This window comes from Seonamhaeicola aphaedonensis (assembly GCF_003386195.1).
Taxonomy (GTDB): domain Bacteria; phylum Bacteroidota; class Bacteroidia; order Flavobacteriales; family Flavobacteriaceae; genus Seonamhaeicola; species Seonamhaeicola aphaedonensis.
Genome location: NZ_QRDX01000004.1, coordinates 125,086 through 145,142, shown reverse-complemented (window position 1 = coordinate 145,142; position 20,057 = coordinate 125,086). Strand labels below are relative to the sequence as shown.

Genomic DNA, 20,057 nt, shown 5'->3' with positions numbered 1-20,057 from the left:
GCTGTAATGAATTTAATTAGAAACATCCTTTTCCCATTTGTTCCGTTGTACCATTTTGTCACTTGGGTAAGAAATAAGCTATATGATTGGGGTGTAAAAAAATCAAGTTCTTATGCATTTCCTGTTATTTGCGTAGGAAATTTAAGTGTTGGTGGCACTGGGAAAACCCCAATGATAGAATACTTGATTAATTTGTTGAAAAAAGACTATAGAGTAGCAACCTTGAGTCGAGGTTACAAGCGAGTGACTGATGGTTTTCAATTAGCCAATAAAGATTCTAATGTTGAAACTATAGGGGACGAACCTTTCCAGTTTTATAGTAAGTTCAAAAATGATGTTATGGTTGCTGTTGATGCCGATAGAAACAATGGTATTATAAATCTTAAATCAATTGAAAATTCACCAGAAGTTATCTTGTTGGACGATGCATTTCAGCATAGAAAAATTAAGGCTGGCTTAAATATTTTACTAACGACATATACTAACCCGTATTTTAATGATTTCACCTTACCAACTGGGAATTTACGCGAACCTAAAAGTGGTGCAAAACGAGCTGATGTCATCATTGTAACCAAATGTCCAGATGATTTAAATACTGAAAAAAAACTGACTATTATAAAGAAAATAAAACCCAAAAAACATCAGCAAGTGTTTTTTAGTTCTATAAAATATTCTAATAATGTTTTTTCTGAAACTGACTTTAAGAAAATTAATGAGTTACATAAATTTACTTTGGTTACAGGAATTGCAAATGCAAAACCATTGGTGAAATTTTTAAAAGATCAACACCTAGATTTTGAGCACTTAAATTTTAAAGACCATTATACTTTTACTCAAAACGATATTGACAATCTTATTGATAAAGCGCTAATTATAACTACAGAAAAGGATTTTATGCGTTTAAAACAATACGAATCTTTGAAAAGTAAATTGTACTATTTACCTATAGAAGTAGTTATTGACAAGGAAGCTTCTTTTAATAAAGCGATAAAGGGTTATTTAAAAAATTAAGCCGATTGCTCTTCTTTAGAAATTAAGGCATTATATAGTTTTTTCTCAAACTCCTCTTGCTTAAAAGGTTTGGGGATAATATCTGTAAATCCAGCCTCTTCAAACTCATGCATTTTATCCTCAATAGTTACAGCCGTTAAGGCAAAAATGGTTAGTTCTTTATCAAAAGTTCTAACAATTTTAGTGGCCTCAATACCGCTTATACCAGGCATGTGAATATCCATTAATATAATATTATAATTGTTAGTTTTAATCATATCTACCGCGTCAGTTCCATTATCAATAATATCACATTTTAGATTCATTTTAGTAAGAATCTTTTTGGTAATCATTTGATTGATTTTATTATCCTCAACGACTAAAATCTTAACGTTGGTTAAATCTAATTTATTAGTTTCTTTGTCAAAATAAGACACCTTAGCTTCAGTAGCTTCTTTAACAGTAGTGTACTCCATTGGTATTTCAAAGAAGAAAGTAGTCCCTTTTTCTAATTCACTTTTTACATGAATCTCACCTTTTAGAATATCTATAAGCCCTTTAACAATGGAAAGGCCTAATCCGGTACCACCATACTTTCTATTTATTTGAATTGACCCCTGAGAGAAGCTTTCAAACATTTTGTCTTGTTTTTCTTGACTAATACCAATACCATTATCTTCAACTTCAAATCTAACTTTGTAAATATTGTCTTTTACTTCTAGTTTGTATATCCGAATCCAAATATCACCATCCTTTGTAAACTTGATAGAGTTGCCAATTAAATTGATTAAAATCTGAGATATCTTAATTTGATCTGCTATAAAGTTTTCTGGCAGATCTTTATCAAACTCAAAATGAATTTTAACATTATTATCTTCTGCTGAATTATTTAAAGCTAAAATAATATTGTTTATTTTTTTCTTAAGATTGAAAGGTTCTGGTTCTAAATCAACTTTATTGGCTTCAATTTTATTAATTTGAAGAATGTCATTAATGAATGTTAATAGGTAGTCTCCAGAAAATTTTAATGATTTTAAATGTTGAATTTGAGAAGGTTTAGGGTCTTCTTCTAATAACATATTACTTAGGCCAGTAACTGCATAGAGTGGTGTGCGCAGCTCGTGTGTTACTGTAGACAGAAAATTAGCTTTTGTTTTGGATGCTAATTCAGCCTTTTCTTTTGCAACAATAAGTTCACTGTTTTTTTTGTGAAGCATATTATTGGATTTTAACCTTATGTTGTTGTTTTTATATAGCGATAAAGTTAAAAGTGATAGAATGGTAATTAAGGCTACACTTAAAATTGAAATTAAATTTCTTACACCATCATCCTCTTTTTCTTCCTGAGCTTTTTCTTTTAATAATTTAATTTCCTCATTGGCCTTATTTAAAAGAAACTCTGTTTCTTGGTCTTTTGTATAACTTAGCCTTGTTAAGTTTCTTATGGAGTCTGATAGTGTTAAATGACTCTTCAAGTAATCTCTAGAGAGTTGATAGTTACCAAAATTATTATGTAATTCGCTTAATACTAAATAGGCATTATTTAAAATAGAGGTGAAGTTGTTTTGTTTTGCAATTATTAAACCTTGTTCAGATAACTCTATAGCTTTTTCTTTGTCTCCTAACTTATGATATACCAAGCCTTGATTTACAAAGGCTTCACTTTGGGTTTTTAGCAACCCAGTTTTTTTTGCTAAAGCAGAAGCTTGCTCTAATATAGATCTGGCTTTCCTAAAGTTTTTTAATAACATAAAGGTTTTACCTTCTAATAAGAGAGTTTCTGCAATGCCTTCATCTAACTCTTCTTGTTCAAAAAGGGTTTTCGCAGATTTAAAATAATCTGAAGCTTGGAAATAATCTTCTTTAGCAATGAATACTTCACCAAAGGTTTTATATGAGTAAGCTAAATTAACATTATCATTAGTTTCGGTTTGAATCTTTATGGCTTTTCTTAATGAAGTTATTGCGTTATCCACCTCTTCAATAATAAGCTGAAGTTTACCTTTTCTTGCATGAATGATACCAATACTCTTTTTATTATCTGTCTTTTGAGCCAGACTTAAAGCTTCATCAAGCTGCTTTTGAGCTTCTTGATAATCGAATTTTTCCAGAGCATTTTGGGATTGTTCAATGCGAAAATCTATACTATTTTGTTGAATCTCAGGATCATCTTCCATGGTTTTTTGAGACCATACCAAGACACTAAATAACAAAGTAAATGTTAAGATATATCGTTTTATTCGGGACATTTTAATTCAATAATACCAACAAATATAATTATTTTATCGATTAAACACACTTTTTTATCGATAAATTACATAATAAATCAATGATTCTTTTAGAATATCCTGTTTCATTATCGTACCAACCAATAATTTTTACCATATTTCCTATTACAGAAGTCATTTGAGAATCAAATATACAAGAATGTGTATTACCAATAATATCTATAGATACAATGGGGTCTTCAGTGTATTCTAAAATATTCTTATAACTGTTTTGGGCAGCCTCTTTAAAGGCATTGTTAATATCCTGAATTGAAACTGTTCTTTTAACATTGAATGTAATATCAGTTAACGATCCATTAATTACAGGAACTCTAATCCCACAGCCTCCAATAACATTAGATAGTTCAGGAAAAATTTTTGTTAGAGCCTTGGCGGCACCAGTGGTTGTTGGAACAATAGATTGTCCTGCTGCACGAGACCTTCGTAAATCTCTATGGGGCTGATCGTGTAAGCTTTGATCTGTAGTATAAGAATGTACCGTTGTAATATAGGCTTGATTAATACCACAAAGTTTATTGACAATATCAATCATAGGTGCTGCATTGTTAGTAGTACATGAGGCGTTTGAAATAACTGTCTCTGAGCCATCAAGACTCTCATCATTAACCCCTAAAACAATGGTCTTTATATCATCCTCAAGAGGAGGAACACTTAAAACAACCTGTTTCGCACCGTTTATTAAATGATAATTTAAGTCTGATTTTGTTTTGAACTTTCCAGTAGATTCAATAACAAAATCAACATTAAAAGGAGACCAATCAATATCTTTTGGGTGTTTTTGGTTTAAAAGAGAAATCTTTTCATCATTAACAACAATGTGATTATAATCAGAAGTAATTATGCCATTAAAAAGCCCATGAACACTATCGTATTTAAGTAAATGACTTAATGTTTTGGCATCAGCCAAATCATTTATAGCAACAACTTTTATGTTTTTATAATCTTGAAGTAATCTAAAAACACGCCTACCAATTCTACCAAAACCATTAATGGCAACCGTAATCATTTTAATGAATATGTTTTTGTGCTCTATAAGAAGATCGTACTAATGCACTACTTTCTACGTGGCGAAACCCCAGTTTTAAACCAATTTCTTCGTATTCTTTAAACTGATCTGGATTAATAAATTGTTTAACTGGTAAATGCTTTTTACTCGGCTGTAAATATTGACCAATGGTAACTACATCCACGTCGTTATCTTTTAAATCATGAAGCGTTTCTATTACTTCCTCTCTAGTTTCTCCCAAGCCAAGCATGATGCCAGATTTGGCACGTCTCTGTCCGGCCTGTTTTAAATATTTAAGAACCCCTAAGCTTCTATCATATTGCGCTTGAATTCTAACTTCTCTAGTTAATCGTCTCACCGTTTCAATATTATGAGATACTACTTCTGGTGCAACATCTACAATTCTATCAATATGCTGTTCTATACCTTGAAAATCTGGTATTAGGGTCTCCAGTGTAGTTTCAGGATTCATTCTTCTTACCGCTTTAACGGTTTCAGCCCACATGATACTTCCCATATCCTTTAAATCATCTCTATCAACACTTGTTAAGACAGCATGCTTTATATTCATGATTTTTATTGAACGTGCTACCTTTTCGGGCTCGTCCCAATCTACAGATTCTGGTCTTCCGGTTTTAACTCCACAAAAGCCACAAGAACGTGTACAAATATTACCCAAAATCATAAAGGTAGCTGTTCCTTCACCCCAACATTCGCCCATGTTAGGGCAACTTCCTGAAGTGCAGATTGTATTTAATTTGTATTTATCAACTAGCCCTCTTAATTCTGTGTATTTTTTACCCGTTGGGAGTTTTACACGTAACCATTTTGGTTTAGGCTTTCTTTCAGGTAAAATATTAGATGCGCTTTCCTTTTGCATAGTCAAAAAATGAAATGCAAAGATACAAAGTATTCTTTTAAAAAGTTGAGAGATACCAAATACTAAATCCTATTAAAAAGATAATACCACTCCAACTTAATATGTGCAGTTTTTTATTAGGACGCCATTGCTTTGGTGTATGTTTTCCAGAAATTAATTTATAATTGATTATGGCATAAAAGGGTGCTGTTATAAAAGAAAGAATGGTAGCAATCTCAATTAATAAACCCATTTCTGATGCAAAGAAGAAAAAAATACAAACAGTTCCTAAAACTAAAAGAAGAATCCATGCTAAATATCCATGTGTGTAATCTTTACTAAATAAAAGTTCCAGAGTTCTATCCATAGCTCTTGGTGAGGCATCTAAACAAGTAAGTGTTGTACTAAACATGGTGGTAAATGCAGCAATACCAATAATTATATAGGCCCAATCACCCAAGCTTGTAGTATACATTTGTATTAGCTGACTTGAGAATCCTCCTGCTGAATTACTAAATGTTTCACCACTCCCGAACATGACTAGACAGCCTAACAACACAAAACCAATTCCCAAAATTATAGTACCAATGTAACCTATGTTAAAGTCGAACAAAGCCGTTTTAGATTGATACTTTTTATCTCCTTTTTGCTTTTCAACGGCCCATAATGAATGCCAAATTGATATATCTAATGGTGCTGGCATCCAACCCATAAAAGCGATTAAAAATGCAATTTGAGTTGTTTCTTTGGGCAAAACTTGCACTAGTGAAATACCAGTGTTATTTCCGTAAAGCGCCATAGCTACAGCAGAAACTGTACTAATAGATAACAAAATAATGATGAGTTTTATTAAATTATCTAAAAACTTATATTTTCCAATAACGAGTAACCCTAAGCAAACAATTAACACAATTACTGTCCATATTTTTACAGCTAAAACGGGATTGAAACCTAAATTCCCAAAGATTGAAGTGGCTAAACCTGCAGTAACAATGGTTACCGCGGTTTGAATGGTAAACATGGTGGCAAATGTTAGTATAAAATATGCTGCCAAAACTCCTTTCCCCATTTTTTTATAACCATCTAACAAACTTTCTCCTGTTGCTGCCGCATATCTTGGGCCGTATTGAAAAAATGGATATTTAAATAAGTTGGCTAATAACAAGGCCCATAGTAAACCTAGGCCAAAATCAGCACCAGCTCTTGTAGATTGCACTAGATGTGACACCCCAATGGCTGCTCCAGCAAATAATAATCCGGGACCTAAGTTTTTTAGTTTGGCAATCATTTTGATTTCTGAATAATCTCAGCTAGTAATTTTTTAGCTCGTAACAACTTAACTTTTACATTATTAATGGGCTCATTGAGTTCATCTGAAATTTCTTTATAACTCAATTCTTGAAAATAACGTAGATTTATTACTTTCTGATAATGTGGCTTTAGTTTTTTTATATCGCGCAAAAGCTTTACCAGGTGCTGTTCTGAAATTAATTTATCTTCTGCAGAAGGAGATTCATCTAGAATTTGAAGCACTGACTTTTCATCATTCGTAATGGTTTGCCTAATAGTTTTTTTCTCTTTTCGCAATAAATCAATATGAATGTTTTTTGAAATGGTAATTAACCACGTTTTGAATTTGTATGAATCATCAAAGGTTTCAATTCTATCAAAAGCTCTAGAAAATGTTTGAATGGTAATATCTTCAGCATCATTTTCATTTTCAATTCGTTTTAACTGAAACCCATATACATCATCCCAAAAAGTATCTAGTAAGAAATTAAACGCCTTTTGGTCGTTTTCTCTGGCGCGCTTAATAGCTTCGTTTATTTCCAATGGTTAGGTTTTGAAATAAGATTATTCATAAATATAACGAATTGCGTAAAAATTAAAAAAACTTCTAAAAAAGGTAATATCCAAAGAATGTCTTTCTCATCCAATTTTCTGGCTGAAAAACCATAAACTAAATATTGGACAATAATTCTAGATAAAAACAGAGCTACCACAATGACCCAATTGAATAACGTAGGTAACAAAATTAAGGCCAACACCCAAAATAGTAATGTAGAGGTATAAATAAAACCTAATAATAATTTATGCATTAATCTATAGTGCTTTGCTGTAGAAACATGCCGTCTCTTCTGCTTAAACCAGTCTTTAAATGTAGTTTTAGGGACAGACTTTGTAAAACTATTTTTTGAGTAGCAAATGGCTGTATTTGTTTTAGAAGCCACTTGGTTAATAAACAAATCGTCATCACCAGAACGCACTTGAATATGATTTATAAATCCGTTGGCATCAAAAAACTCTTTTTTAGCATAAGCCAAATTTCTACCAACACCCATATATGGTATACCCAATTTAGCAAAAGAAAAGTATTGAATTGCAGTTACCAAAGTTTCAAATCTAACTAGCTTATTAAGTAACGAGTTTTTAATTTTTGAATAGGCACCATAACCTAATACAATAGTTTTCTTATTGCTAAAATGAGCGGTCATTTCTTTTATCCAGTATTTTGAAACAGGTTTACAATCAGCATCAGTGAATAAAAGATAATCATTTTTAGAAGCTTTAATACCCAGTGTTAAGGCGTATTTTTTATTACCCCAAAAGGCCTCCACATTTTTTACATCAACTATTTTAATGTTGTCATACTTTTTTTTGAATGTTTCCATAACCTTTAAGGTTCTATCATTAGAAGCATCGTTAATAAGTACAATTTCAAAATCTGAGTACTCTTGTGTAACAATGGAAGGCAATAAAGTTTTTAAGTTTTTTGCTTCATTTTTAGCACAAATTATTACTGAAACGGCAATTTTTTTTACCGATTGTTTTTTTTGTTTTGAAAATGAAAAACTACCGAAGAGTATAATGTAAATTATTACTTGAATACAAACTACACCAATAAATGCATAGTAAATAAAATCAAGTACGCTCATAAAGGATTATATGTGTTGAGGTTCATTGCAGTCGGCATATTGATCGGGAGTTCTACCGCAAAAGCCACAAGTTTCTCCTTCTTTATTTAATATTGGGTTCTGGCTTGCACAGGTACCTGCAAATTTACCATCCTTTTTTGCCCAAATTTTAATAGCTATTCCTGCAATAGCAAGCCCTAAAATAAGAATTGTAATTAAAAAAAGTTTCATCCGAATTATTTTGTGCAAAGGTAATACTTTTATCAATTATTTAATAGTGAAGTTATTTGTGACTAATTCTTTATTATTGTATGTATAAAAAAATTGTATCTTCAAATATTAACCAATTAAAATATAATCATGAAACAACTATTTGCTGAATTTTTCGGAACATTTTGGCTTGTTTTTGGTGGATGTGGTAGTGCTATTTTTGCCGCTGCATTTCCAGAATTAGGAATTGGATTTGCTGGTGTGGCACTGGCGTTTGGTTTAACCGTATTAACAATGGCATATGCTGTTGGTCATATTTCTGGAGGACATTTTAATCCAGCGGTTTCTTTTGGTCTTTGGGCAGGTGGGAAGTTTGAAGCTAAATATTTACTAGGTTATATCATTGCTCAGTTAATAGGAGCGCTAGCAGCTGCAGCATGTTTATATTTAATAATAACAAATAAAGCAGGTTTCGAATCTGTTGGAGGTTTTGCAGCTAATGGTTTTGGAGATTTATCACCAGATGGGTATTCTATAACGGCTGCATTAATTGCAGAATTTTTATTAACGGCCTTCTTTCTTTTAATTATCTTAGGTAGTACTAATGAAAGAGCACCAAAAGGATTTGCGCCAATAGCTATTGGTTTAGGGCTAACATTAATACATTTAATTAGTATCCCTATAACCAATACTTCGGTTAATCCTGCGCGTTCTACAAGTCAAGCATTATTTGCGGGTAGTGAATATACTGCTCAATTATGGTTATTTTGGTTAGCACCAATTGCTGGGGCTATTGTTGCGGGAATTATTCATAAAGCTTTATTTGATAAAGAATGACTTTTATGAAATACATAAAAAAAGCCTCGCTTCTTAAGTAAAAACGAGGCTTTTTTGAATGGAAAATTTATGGTTTATTGCAGACTAACTTCTGCTACTTTATTTTCTAATGAGGCTATTTCATTGCCACCTTTGGGCTCTATAGTAATATTTAAGGCTAAAGCGTCTTCGGCATAAGGAATATTTATCAACTGCCTGTCAGCTTCATTCAAAATACCAAGGCTAACCATTTTGCCTTGTAGTTCTGCCCAAATTTGATAACATTGCTCTTCTGGTAATTCTGGTAATGATACTACATCAATCATAGAGGTTTTCTCTTTAGGATTTATGTATGCAACCGTTTTAAGATCTTTGGCTCTTTCATTACCATTAATTATGTATTTTGCAGTTTCAGGATTATTGAGTTTTAATAATTGACGCATCACATTATCAAGCATTTTGTTGTTTTGAGCTATATCACTTCTCAAATCAAAAATTTCATCAACAACCACTTGATTTTCTTCAGCTAATTTTTGGTTTTGGTTATAGAAAAGATATGCTGTTCCAGCAAAAATTAATGCCGCAACACTTGCCGCAACACTAAACTTGTACCATTTTTGATATTTTTTATAGCTATTCATTCTTACAACTGGAGCGTCATCCAACTCTTCTAAAACATTATTTAAAATATGTTTAGGAGCTTCAACAGCATTACTTTTGGCTATAATCTCTAAATTATACTGTAAAGTGTTATATGCATTCTGTACTTCTGGATATTTTAAAATATAAGTTTCAACCATTTCTGTTTCTGCAGAATTAGTGTCACCTATTAGATATTTTTCTAAAAGGCCAGAATTTAAAAAAGTAGTTATTTTCTCATTCATGACTTTGTTTATTGAGGATTGTAAATCTTTTTTAATTCACGTAATCCAATTTTTAACCTCGATTTTATGGTTCCTAACGGAATATCTAATTCATCGCTAGCTTCTTGTTGGGTCATGCCCTCAAAAAAGAGTGCATTAATAACAATTTGATATTTTTCATCAAGGGTTCTTAGATGTTTTTTTATATCTAAAACGTCTTGATTTATACTATCTGCTGTAAATGTATATACGACAGAAGTCTCAATCTGGACTTCCTTTCCACTTTTATTTTTTAATGATCTTACCTTATCAATAGCAGTATTGTATGCAATTCTGTATAACCAAGTAAATAACTTAGCCTTAGTAGCGTCATATTTCTTGGCGTATCTCCAAATTTTCACAAAACTCTCTTGAAGTACATCTTGTGCAGTTTCATCATCAATAATCACCTTTTTTATAACGCCGTACAGAGCATCTGCATAATTCTCATAAAGCAAAGAAATTGCCTTCTTATCGCCTAATTCTAGCAGTTTTACTATTTCTTTTTCAATGGGTGCTATCAAGGTAAGTTTATTTTAAACTGTGAATATAATACTAAAGTTAGAAATTTATAACAGATTATAAGATATTTACTTCAGCTTCAATAGTAATATTGAATAGTCTCTTTATGGTCTTTTGTATTAATTTTGAGAATTTTAAAATATCTTCTCCTTTAGCATTTCCGTAGTTCACCAGAACTAAAGCTTGATTTTTATGAACACCATAATCATCAAAACGTTTACCTTTAAAACCTGCTTTTTCTATAAGCCAACCGGCAGGAACCTTTACTTCTTTTTCTGAAACAGGGTAACTTGGGATATCACAAAAATTTTCTTGCAGAGTTGCATATAATTCTTTTGATATGACTGGGTTTTTAAAGAAACTACCACTATTACCAATTTCCTTGGGGTTTGGCAATTTCCTTTCGCGAATAGCTATAATGGCATTTGAAACATCTTTTATAGTTGGGTGTTTAACGCCCATGTTATGTAATTCTGATGTTATAGCTCCATAATTAGTATTGAGTGTATGATTTTGTTTAGTTAATCGAAAATCTACACTTGTAATAACATACTTTTCTTTGGCTTCGGTTTTAAAAATAGAACTTCTGTACCCAAAATTACAATCTGATTTAGTAAAAGTTTTGATTGACTGATCTTGTAAATTCATGGCCTCACAAGACACAAACGTATCTTTAAGCTCAACACCGTAAGCTCCAATATTTTGAATGGGAGCCGTTCCAACATTACCCGGTATAAACGATAAGTTCTCTATACCTCCAAAATTATTATCCAAACACCAAAGCACAAATTTATGCCAATTTTCACCAGCATTGGCCTTAACAATTACATATTGGGAGGTTTCAGAAATTATTTTAATTCCCTTTAAATTTATATGTAATACCAGTCCGTTAAAATCTTTTGTAAGCAGCATGTTACTACCACCACCAAGTATTAATTTATTAGGAAAATCTTGAAGCGCTAAAACCTGTTTTAATTCATCAATACTAGAAACTGAAACGAAAAATTTGGCATTGACATCAATACCAAATGTATTGTATGGTTTTAAGGATATATTTTGTTTAATATGCACTAGTCTTTGTAAACTTTTAATGCTTCTTTTAAAATGTTAGCCGCTTTTACCAAGCTTTCTTTGTTAAGTACGTAAGCAATTCTTATTTGGTTTGCTCCTATACCTTCGGTAGAATAAAAACCGCTGGCAGGGGCTACCATAACTGTTTCGTTATCAACGTCGAAAGATTCTAAAAGCCATTGTGCAAAACGATCAGCATTTTTAATAGGTAATTCTGCAATACAATAAAACGCTCCTTTAGGCGTAGCTATTTTAACACCATCAATTTTATTTAACTCTGCAATTAATATATCTCGTCTATTGATGTACATTTCCTTTACTTCATCAAAATAACTTTGCGGTGTTTCTAGAGCAGCCTCACTGGCTATTTGTGCGTAAGTTGGAGGACTTAATCGTGCTTGAGCAAACTTCAATACAGTATGTCTCACAGTCTCATTTCTGGTAACCAAACAACCTACTCTAGCTCCACACATACTATAACGCTTGGAGACAGAATCTATCATAATGGTATGCTCGTCTAATCCCTCTAATTCGAGTATGGAGTAATGCAAATTGCCATCATAGGTAAACTCACGATAAACCTCATCTGAAATTAAAAATAAGTCATGACGTTTTGCAATATCAGCTAATTGTTTAATTTCATTTTCAGAATATAAGCATCCGGTAGGATTTCCCGGATTACAGATCATAATAGCCTTTGTTTTTGGTGTTATTAGCTTTTCAAACTCCTTGATAGGAGGTAGGGAAAAATTATCGTCTATTTTTGAAACAATTGGTACTACTTTTACACTGGCTGCTGTTGCAAAAGCTATATAATTAGCATAAAATGGTTCGCAAATAATCACTTCATCATTAACATCCATAATACTCCCGAAAATAAAAGCTATAGCTTCACTAGCCCCGGTGGTAACAACAATATCTTTATGAGATACACTAATATTATGATAATCGTAATAAGCGGCAAGCTTTTTTCTATAGGTTTCTGAACCTTCAGAACGCGAATAAGACAAAACCTCTACGTCATTCTCTTTTACAGCTTTTAACGCTACCTCAGGAGTTTTAATATCGGGCTGACCAATATTTAAATGATAAATATGCTTACCACTTTTCATAGCTTCTTCGGCATACGGAACCAATTTCCTAATAGGAGATTCCGGCATTAACTGTCCCTTTTTAGATATAGTAGGCATCAAATTTTAAATTAGTGTGCAAAGTTGAGAAAATTATCTTAAAGTTTTTTTAAAAAGCCTCTTAAATACTTTTTGACAATTAAAAGATTTGTAAATTAATTAGGTATAAATTGTAAGTGCTAAATGATGAAAAAGTTTTTCATTCTTTTATTATTGCTTTTATGTGATTTTTGTTTTTTAACTGCCCAAAGCAAATTTCTTATTCACAATAAACATAAAACAGATAAAATTAGTTTTAAGTTAATTAATAATCTAGTAGTAATTCCTGTTGAAGTGAATGGGGTAGAGCTTTCTTTTATTTTAGATACAGGTGTAAGTAAACCATTTATATTTAATAATATTTATGATAGTTTAAAGATAAAAAACACTGAAAAAATTTTTATACGTGGTTTGGGTGAAGGAGAGCCTATAGAAGCACTGAAATCATCTAATAATATTTTTAAAATTGGTGATGCCATAAAGTTAAACCAAGATTTGTATGCTATTAAAGAACTTGGTTTGAATTTTGCTCCACGGTTGGGTGTGTTGGTGAATGGGATTATTGGTTTGGATTTGTTTAGAGATTTTATTGTAGAGATAAATTATTCTTCTAAGTTTATTAAGTTAACAGAACCCACATATTATATATACAAAAATTGTAAAAGATGTGAGCGTTTCAACTTAGAGTTTTATAATGATAAACCATACATAAATGCTCAGGTTAGCTTAAAGAGTAAAAAAATTCCTGTAAAACTACTTATAGATTCTGGAGGCAGTGACAGTTTATGGCTTTTTGAGGATGACTCTCTTGGAATAATTTCTGGAGACAACTTTTTTAGGGATTTTCTAGGACATGGTTTAAGTGGCAGTGTTTATGGAAAGCGAGGAAAAGCAGAGTCTTTTTCTTTAAAAAGTTTTACATTAAAAAAAACCAACGTGGCATACCCTGATGCTAACTCCGTGTTTTTTGCAAAAAAAGTAAAATATAGAAATGGAAGTATAGCAGGAAATATACTAAAGCGTTTTAATATAATAGTTGATTATAGAGACTCTTTAATTACGTTAAAAAAAAATAAGTATTTCAAAGAAAAATTTAATTACAATAAAAGTGGTATTGAACTAGCTCATGATGGGCTTAGATTTGTAAAAGAGTATGAGCCTTTTATGTATAGATTGAATATAAAGGAGGGCAATAGTATCAATAATAAGGGAGGGATAAAACTGGTGTTTGACAAAAAATATAAAATGAGTTTAAAACCAGCTTATGCTATTGTAGAATTGAGAAAGGATTCTCCAGCAGAAAAAGCTGGATTGAAAAAGGGAGATATCATTATATCCATAAATGGCAAATCAAGTCACCTTCTTAAATTACAGCAAATAATGACTATGTTTTATGGTAATACTGGTAAAATCATTAAGTTAAAAATAGAAAGAAATAAGCAAATTTTAAATTATAACTTTAAATTAGAAAATTTGTTAAAATAAAATAAGGCTTAAATCATTGATTCAAGCCTTATCAATTATTTCCAAAAAACGCTTGTTTATTGTTGTACAATACTTTTATCTTTTTTTTCTAGAACACTAGCTTTACTAGTGTCTACTACCAAACCTTTAATTTTAAGCGCTACTGTGGGGGTTTCAGCATTAGATATCACAGTAATTGTCTTTCTAATGGGATTTACTCTATTAGTATCATACTTTACTTTAATCTCACCAGTTTTACCAGGCAATATAGGCTCTTTTGGCTTAGAAGGAATAGTACATCCACATGAGGATTTAACATCAGATATGATAAGAGGTGCATCTCCAGTATTAGTAAACTCAAAAACTCTTACTCCATCTGATCCTTTCTCAATAGTTCCATAATCTATGGTTTCAGATTTAAACTCAATTTTAGCTATTTTTTCTTGGGCATTTACAGAAAAACTTATTAATCCTATAAATAAAATTGTAATTAATTTTTTCATGGTTTTATTTTTTGATTACTGTTTTTTACGATTTAAAAATGAACAAATAAATAAACTATCTGTCATAAGTCTTAGTCAAACATACTCACTTTTTGTACAACTGGCAAAAAAATTAGATGTAATGCACACGTGTTAACATATAAACTTATTCAAAAGTATCAATTACACCCCTATTTTTATTAGAAAACCAATCAGTATATAGCTTTCACAGAAAAAGAAATATAAGTACTTTTGCACATCTAAGTTCAAAAACTATTCCAAAGTATGCAAGTTCCGTCTAAATATGATGCTAGCAAGGTAGAAAATAAGTGGTATGATTACTGGATGAAACACAATTATTTTCATTCAGAACCAGATGAAAGAGAGCCTTACACTATAATAATTCCACCACCGAATGTTACTGGGGTGCTTCATATGGGGCACATGCTAAACAATACTATTCAGGATGTATTAATTCGCAGAGCACGTTTGAAAGGAAAAAATGCTTGTTGGGTACCAGGAACAGATCATGCTTCCATAGCCACAGAAGCAAAAGTAGTAGCTAAATTAAAGGAGCAAGGTATTGATAAAAATGATTTAACTAGAGATGAGTTTCTAAAACATGCATGGGATTGGACATACGAGTATGGAGGCGTCATTCTGGAGCAATTAAAAAAGCTTGGGTGTTCATGCGATTGGGAACGAACCAAGTTTACTATGGATGATGATATGAGCGAAGCGGTCATCAAGGTGTTTGTTGATTTATACAACAAAGGTTTAATTTATCGCGGCTATAGAATGGTAAATTGGGATCCAGAAGCTAAAACTACGCTATCAGATGAAGAAGTTGAGTATGTTGATAAACAAGGAAAGCTATATCATATAAACTACAAGATTGAAGGTTCTGAAGAAGTATTGACTATAGCTACAACACGACCAGAAACAATTTTGGGTGATACTGCTATTTGTATCAACCCTAATGATGAACGCCATTTCAATTTGAAAGGGAAGAAAGCCATCGTGCCAATTTGTAATAGAATCATTCCTATTATTCAAGATGAGTATGTAGATATAGAATTCGGAACTGGGTGTTTAAAAGTTACTCCAGCTCACGACGAGAATGACAAAGTTTTGGGTGATAAACATCATCTAGAAGTGATTGATATATTTAATGAGGATGCAACACTCAATAGTTATGGACTGCATTATGAGGGTCAAGATCGTTTTAAAGTTAGAAAAGCCATTGTAAAAGAACTGGAAGGTTTAGGATTGATTGCCAAAATTGAAGATTACAACAATAGAATTGGTATTTCAGAGAGAACCAAAGCTATTATTGAACCAAGATTATCAGATCAATGGTTCCTTAAAATGGAAGATTTGGTAAAACCAGCCATTGAGGCAGTTTTAGGAGAGAATAACGATATTCAACTATTCCCCAAGAAATTTGAAAATACGTATCGTCACTGGATGGAAAATATTCGCGATTGGAATATTTCGCGTCAGTTACTGTGGGGACAACAAATTCCCGCATATTATTACGGTGATGGAAAGGAGGATTTTGTGGTTGCAGAAAATATAGAAGAAGCTTTAAAATTAGCTAAGGAGAAAACATCCAATCCACAACTTCAAGCTTCAAACTTAATTCAGGAAACAGATGCACTAGACACATGGTTCTCATCGTGGTTGTGGCCTATGAGTGTGTTTGATGGCATTAGAAACCCTGAAAATGAGGATATAAACTATTACTATCCAACTAACGATTTGGTTACTGGGCCAGATATTTTATTTTTTTGGGTTGCCCGAATGATTATTGCTGGCTACGAATATAAAGGTAAGGAGCCTTTTAAAAATGTCTATTTAACAGGCTTGGTTAGAGACAAACAACGCCGAAAAATGAGTAAGTCTCTGGGTAACTCCCCAGATGCTCTAAAATTAATAAATGATTTTGGTGCCGGTGGTGTTCGTGTTGGTTTATTATTGAGCTCTGCTGCTGGAAACGATTTATTATTTGATGAAGCTTTGTGCCAACAAGGAAAAGCCTTTGGTAATAAAGTTTGGAATGCCTTTAGACTAATTAATGGCTGGGAAATAGCAGATATGGCACAACCAGAATATGCTAAAGTTAGTATAGATTGGTATGCCAATAAATTTCAACAAAGTTTATCACTTATAGAAGATCATTACAACAAATATCGCATAAGCGATGCTTTAATGGAAACTTATAAATTAATTTGGAATGACTTCTGCTCATGGTTATTAGAAATGGTAAAGCCTGCCTATCAACAACCAATTGATAAAACTACCTACAATGCTGTGATTGGTTTACTAGAAGATAACTTAAAGATTTTACACCCATTTATGCCTTTCTTAACAGAAGAGATTTGGCAGTACATATCAAAAAGAACACCGGAAGAGGCTTTGATAGTGGCTGAGTGGCCTGAGCTAAAACCAGTTAATGAAGCCTTAATATCTGAATTTGATTTTGCTTCTGAGGTATTGTCTGGTATCAGGACTGTTAGAAAAGAAAAGAACATTGCCTTTAAAGATGCTATCACATTTTCAGTCATTAATAATGAAGATATGACCAAGAATTTTGATGCCATTATCAAAAAGTTGGGTAACCTTGAAAGTATTGAATATGTAAACGACTCCATTGATGGCGCTTTGACTTTTAGAGTAAAATCTAACGAATACTTTATTCCAATGGCAGATGCTATTGATGTAGAAGTCGAAATTAGAAAGCTTACTGAAGAATTAACTTATACTGAAGGTTTCTTAAAATCGGTGCAGAAAAAATTATCAAACGAACGTTTTGTAAACAATGCCCCCGAACAAGTGGTGGCTAGTGAAAAGAAAAAGGAAGCGGATGCATTGGCTAAAATAGAGACCTTAAAAGCTAGTTTGACAAGTTTGAAGTAAGTTTTAAAATTTTATTGGATGATTTGAGGCTATTTGTCGACTTATTTTTTTGTATTATTATTTCTATGAGTATGAGACTTAAAATATGAGTGGCTAATATTTCACATTGAGAATGCTAGTTTAGAGACGTATTCTGTAAGATGCGCTCAGTTTAATAATAGGTCCGTCTCCCCAATTAATAGAAGAAAAATAGTCTTTGTTATTGACGCCTTTACGCATTTGTCTAAAAATCCCATAACCAGGTTCAAAGGAGATACAGATTGTTTTAGAGATGTAGTAATCTATATACACAGAAATTTGGTTATCATCAAGTCTTATGAATTCTGAATTGATTAGTCTGTAACTATTTGTTATAGATCTGAATGTTGCACCTATATAAGTCTTACCATTGTATTGATATTCATAACTAAGTCGTCCCGGTAGTATTCCAAAAAGATAATTCTTTTCATCAATCTTCCAGTCAATTCCGATAAGAGGAACAACAAAAAGACCGAAAAATTCTTTATTAGTGTAAATCCCCAATCGAAATTTTTGCTTCTGTTTTAATGTATATGTAGCAAAAGCAACGCTGCCAAATTGTAAGCTATTACTCTGAAAAAGATATTCGCCATTCCATCTCAAGATAGGTAACATAGTGAGAGACCATTTCGGGTTTTTTAATGGAAATATAATACCTGCTGCTAGTGCGAGGGACTCTAAGTTCACACCAATCTCATTATTGGAGTCAGATTCAATTTGCCATAATTCATAATAAGGACTAAAAAGTAAGTAGGTATTTTTTTTAATCTCAACAGGAATATCACTTCCAGTCCATAAGTGATTAAAAGGCGTTGCTTCTGCATTTCTGTTTTTTAACGCATAGGTATACCGCATTTGTATTGGGTCAACATAAGGTTGCGAAAAAACGTCTGAAATAATTAACCCTTGAAACACAACTAGTAATAGTAATAGAATATTTTGTATTACCCAATATTTTCTAAAAGTCACCATTTTACACATTTAAAATCAATTACTTTAATTTATAAATTGTTGAGGACAAAAAATTGATTTACAGCAGATTGTAATATTATAACTAAGATAGTAGAAAATTTGTCAAAACCAAATCATATGTTTTTTATACTTTCAGTAAGAATTTACTACCTTTAATTTATGCAAGAAGACTTTTTACACTACTTATGGAAATTTAAAAAGTTTCGATTGAACAATCTAAAAAGTACCCAAGGAGAGCATATACTGATTAAATCTTTTGGAGATCACAACGTAAATTCTGGACCTGACTTTTTTAATGCTCAAATTATAATAGGAGATCAACTTTGGGCGGGAAACGTGGAAATTCATATTAAATCATCCGATTGGTTTTTACATAGCCATGAAAATGACAAAGCGTATGACAATGTTATTTTGCATGTAGTTTGGGAAGATGATACTCAAGTATTTAGAAAAGATAATTCTATTATCCCTGCTTTAGAACTAAAAGGATTGGTAGAGAACGAGGTTTTATATAATTACAAAAACCTTTTTATCAAACAGGATAAATGGATAAACTGTGAAAGTGATTTTGCTAACATTGATGACTTTATTTTATATAATTGGTTGGAACGAATGTACTTTGAACGTTTAGAACGAAAAGCTAACGATATCAATCAACTACTTCAAGATACTAAGAATGATTGGGAAGCTGTATTATTTAGAATGTTGATGAAAAATTTTGGGTTGAACATAAATGGAGAATCCTTTTTAAGTTTGGCACATTCCATTGATTTTTCAATTATTAGAAAAGTGCAATCCAAACAACATACTATGGAAGCCCTGTTGTTTGGTCAAGCTGGTTTGTTAAATGATGATATTGAAGGTGCTTACTTTTTAAGTTTAAAGCAAGAGTATCATTTTTTAAAGCAGAAATTCAATTTACAAAACCATTCAGTATTACCTTTAAAATTTTTTAGGTTACGCCCGTTAAACTTTCCAACCATTAGGTTGTCGCAAATAGCAAGTTTATATAACACGCAACAAGGCCTATTTTCAAAAATAATAGAAACCCAAGCTATTGATGGTTTCTATGAGTTGTTTAACCTTGCAACTTCAGAGTATTGGACAAATCATTATACATTTCAAAAGACATCTAAATCAAGCAAAAAGGTATTAACAAAATCATTTATCAATTTGCTACTTGTAAATACTATTTTACCTGTAAAGTTTGCTTATTCAAAACAAAAGGGAGAAACTTCCGAAAATATTATCATGGATATTTCAAATGCTATAAAATCAGAAAAGAATAGTATTGTTTCAGCCTTTAATAATTTAAAACAAGTTTCAAAAACGGCATTGCAATCGCAAGCTCTAATTCAATTAAAAACAAAGTATTGTAATAATAATAGATGCCTACAATGTGCTATAGGGAATACAATTTTAAATAAATAAACTTTTAAACTTCTGAAGTAAAG

Annotated in this window: 18 protein-coding genes; 5 read left to right on the top strand and 13 right to left on the bottom strand. The window is 31.8% G+C overall.

The window, feature by feature from the left end:
• Positions 1-6: 6 nt before the first annotated feature.
• A complete protein-coding gene (gene lpxK, locus DFQ02_RS08260) occupies positions 7-1,011 on the top strand; it encodes a tetraacyldisaccharide 4'-kinase (protein WP_116523954.1) in 1,005 nt (334 codons plus the stop codon).
• On the opposite strand, the gene DFQ02_RS08255 is transcribed toward lpxK, so the two are convergent.
• Genes DFQ02_RS08255 through DFQ02_RS08225 form a run of 7 tightly spaced genes read right to left on the bottom strand, consistent with a single transcriptional unit; the run spans position 1,008 to position 8,289 of the window.
• Positions 1,008-3,239 (bottom strand): ATP-binding protein, encoded by a 2,232-nt coding sequence (locus DFQ02_RS08255; RefSeq protein WP_116523953.1) that lies wholly within the window; start codon positions 3,237-3,239, stop codon positions 1,008-1,010. The genes lpxK and DFQ02_RS08255 overlap by 4 nt on opposite strands.
• Before the next feature lie 40 nt (positions 3,240-3,279).
• Positions 3,280-4,284 carry a type I glyceraldehyde-3-phosphate dehydrogenase gene (gene gap / locus DFQ02_RS08250; protein WP_116523952.1) on the bottom strand — a complete coding sequence of 335 codons (1,005 nt, stop codon included), beginning with the start codon at positions 4,282-4,284 and terminating at the stop codon, positions 3,280-3,282.
• Between the two features lies 1 nt (position 4,285).
• Entirely contained in the window at positions 4,286-5,164 is an 879-nt protein-coding gene (lipA, locus tag DFQ02_RS08245) for a lipoyl synthase (RefSeq protein ID WP_116523951.1), read from the bottom strand.
• 37 nt (positions 5,165-5,201) lie between these two features.
• Positions 5,202-6,431: an Nramp family divalent metal transporter gene (locus DFQ02_RS08240; protein ID WP_116523950.1), complete on the bottom strand. Its 1,230-nt coding sequence runs from the start codon at positions 6,429-6,431 to the stop codon at positions 5,202-5,204.
• A complete protein-coding gene (locus DFQ02_RS08235) occupies positions 6,428-6,976 on the bottom strand; it encodes an RNA polymerase sigma factor (RefSeq protein WP_116523949.1) in 549 nt (182 codons plus the stop codon). Before DFQ02_RS08235 ends, DFQ02_RS08240 begins: the two co-directional genes overlap by 4 nt.
• Positions 6,967-8,079 (bottom strand): glycosyltransferase, encoded by a 1,113-nt coding sequence (locus DFQ02_RS08230; RefSeq protein ID WP_116523948.1) that lies wholly within the window; start codon positions 8,077-8,079, stop codon positions 6,967-6,969. Before DFQ02_RS08230 ends, DFQ02_RS08235 begins: the two co-directional genes overlap by 10 nt.
• A 6-nt stretch (positions 8,080-8,085) precedes the next feature.
• Positions 8,086-8,289, bottom strand: a complete 204-nt coding sequence (locus tag DFQ02_RS08225) for a membrane or secreted protein (RefSeq protein ID WP_116523947.1) — start codon at positions 8,287-8,289, stop codon at positions 8,086-8,088.
• Positions 8,290-8,418: 129 nt separating this feature from the next.
• Between DFQ02_RS08225 and aqpZ the strand changes: the two genes are divergently transcribed.
• The gene (aqpZ, locus tag DFQ02_RS08220; protein WP_116523946.1) at positions 8,419-9,105 is read left to right on the top strand and encodes an aquaporin Z; all 687 of its coding nucleotides are present in this window, start codon (positions 8,419-8,421) and stop codon (positions 9,103-9,105) included.
• Positions 9,106-9,179: 74 nt separating this feature from the next.
• On the opposite strand, the gene DFQ02_RS08215 is transcribed toward aqpZ, so the two are convergent.
• The 4 genes from DFQ02_RS08215 to DFQ02_RS08200 are packed head-to-tail and all read right to left on the bottom strand — an operon-like array spanning position 9,180 to position 12,769.
• Positions 9,180-9,968 (bottom strand): anti-sigma factor, encoded by a 789-nt coding sequence (locus DFQ02_RS08215; protein WP_116523945.1) that lies wholly within the window; start codon positions 9,966-9,968, stop codon positions 9,180-9,182.
• Between the two features lie 8 nt (positions 9,969-9,976).
• A complete protein-coding gene (locus DFQ02_RS08210; protein WP_116523944.1) occupies positions 9,977-10,510 on the bottom strand; it encodes an RNA polymerase sigma factor in 534 nt (177 codons plus the stop codon).
• A 55-nt stretch (positions 10,511-10,565) separates the two neighbouring features.
• A complete protein-coding gene (murB, locus tag DFQ02_RS08205; RefSeq protein WP_116523943.1) occupies positions 10,566-11,579 on the bottom strand; it encodes a UDP-N-acetylmuramate dehydrogenase in 1,014 nt (337 codons plus the stop codon).
• Entirely contained in the window at positions 11,579-12,769 is a 1,191-nt protein-coding gene (locus tag DFQ02_RS08200; protein ID WP_116523942.1) for a pyridoxal phosphate-dependent aminotransferase, read from the bottom strand. Before DFQ02_RS08200 ends, murB begins: the two co-directional genes overlap by 1 nt.
• A 123-nt stretch (positions 12,770-12,892) precedes the next feature.
• Between DFQ02_RS08200 and DFQ02_RS08195 the strand changes: the two genes are divergently transcribed.
• Positions 12,893-14,233, top strand: coding sequence for an aspartyl protease family protein (locus DFQ02_RS08195; RefSeq protein ID WP_245940231.1), 1,341 nt, complete (start codon positions 12,893-12,895; stop codon positions 14,231-14,233).
• Positions 14,234-14,289: 56 nt separating this feature from the next.
• Here the strand turns inward: DFQ02_RS08195 and DFQ02_RS08190 are convergent, their stop codons facing one another.
• The gene (locus DFQ02_RS08190) at positions 14,290-14,715 is read right to left on the bottom strand and encodes a DUF1573 domain-containing protein (protein ID WP_116523940.1); all 426 of its coding nucleotides are present in this window, start codon (positions 14,713-14,715) and stop codon (positions 14,290-14,292) included.
• Positions 14,716-14,979: 264 nt separating this feature from the next.
• Here DFQ02_RS08190 and DFQ02_RS08185 point away from each other — a divergent pair, with 264 nt between their 5' ends.
• Positions 14,980-17,613, top strand: coding sequence for a valine--tRNA ligase (locus DFQ02_RS08185; RefSeq protein WP_116523939.1), 2,634 nt, complete (start codon positions 14,980-14,982; stop codon positions 17,611-17,613).
• A 120-nt stretch (positions 17,614-17,733) separates the two neighbouring features.
• Here DFQ02_RS08185 and DFQ02_RS08180 read toward each other — a convergent pair whose 3' ends face one another.
• Positions 17,734-18,603 (bottom strand): hypothetical protein, encoded by an 870-nt coding sequence (locus DFQ02_RS08180; RefSeq protein WP_147297750.1) that lies wholly within the window; start codon positions 18,601-18,603, stop codon positions 17,734-17,736.
• A 159-nt stretch (positions 18,604-18,762) separates the two neighbouring features.
• Here DFQ02_RS08180 and DFQ02_RS08175 point away from each other — a divergent pair, with 159 nt between their 5' ends.
• Positions 18,763-20,034, top strand: a complete 1,272-nt coding sequence (locus DFQ02_RS08175) for a DUF2851 family protein (protein ID WP_116523937.1) — start codon at positions 18,763-18,765, stop codon at positions 20,032-20,034.
• Positions 20,035-20,057: the final 23 nt, after the last annotated feature.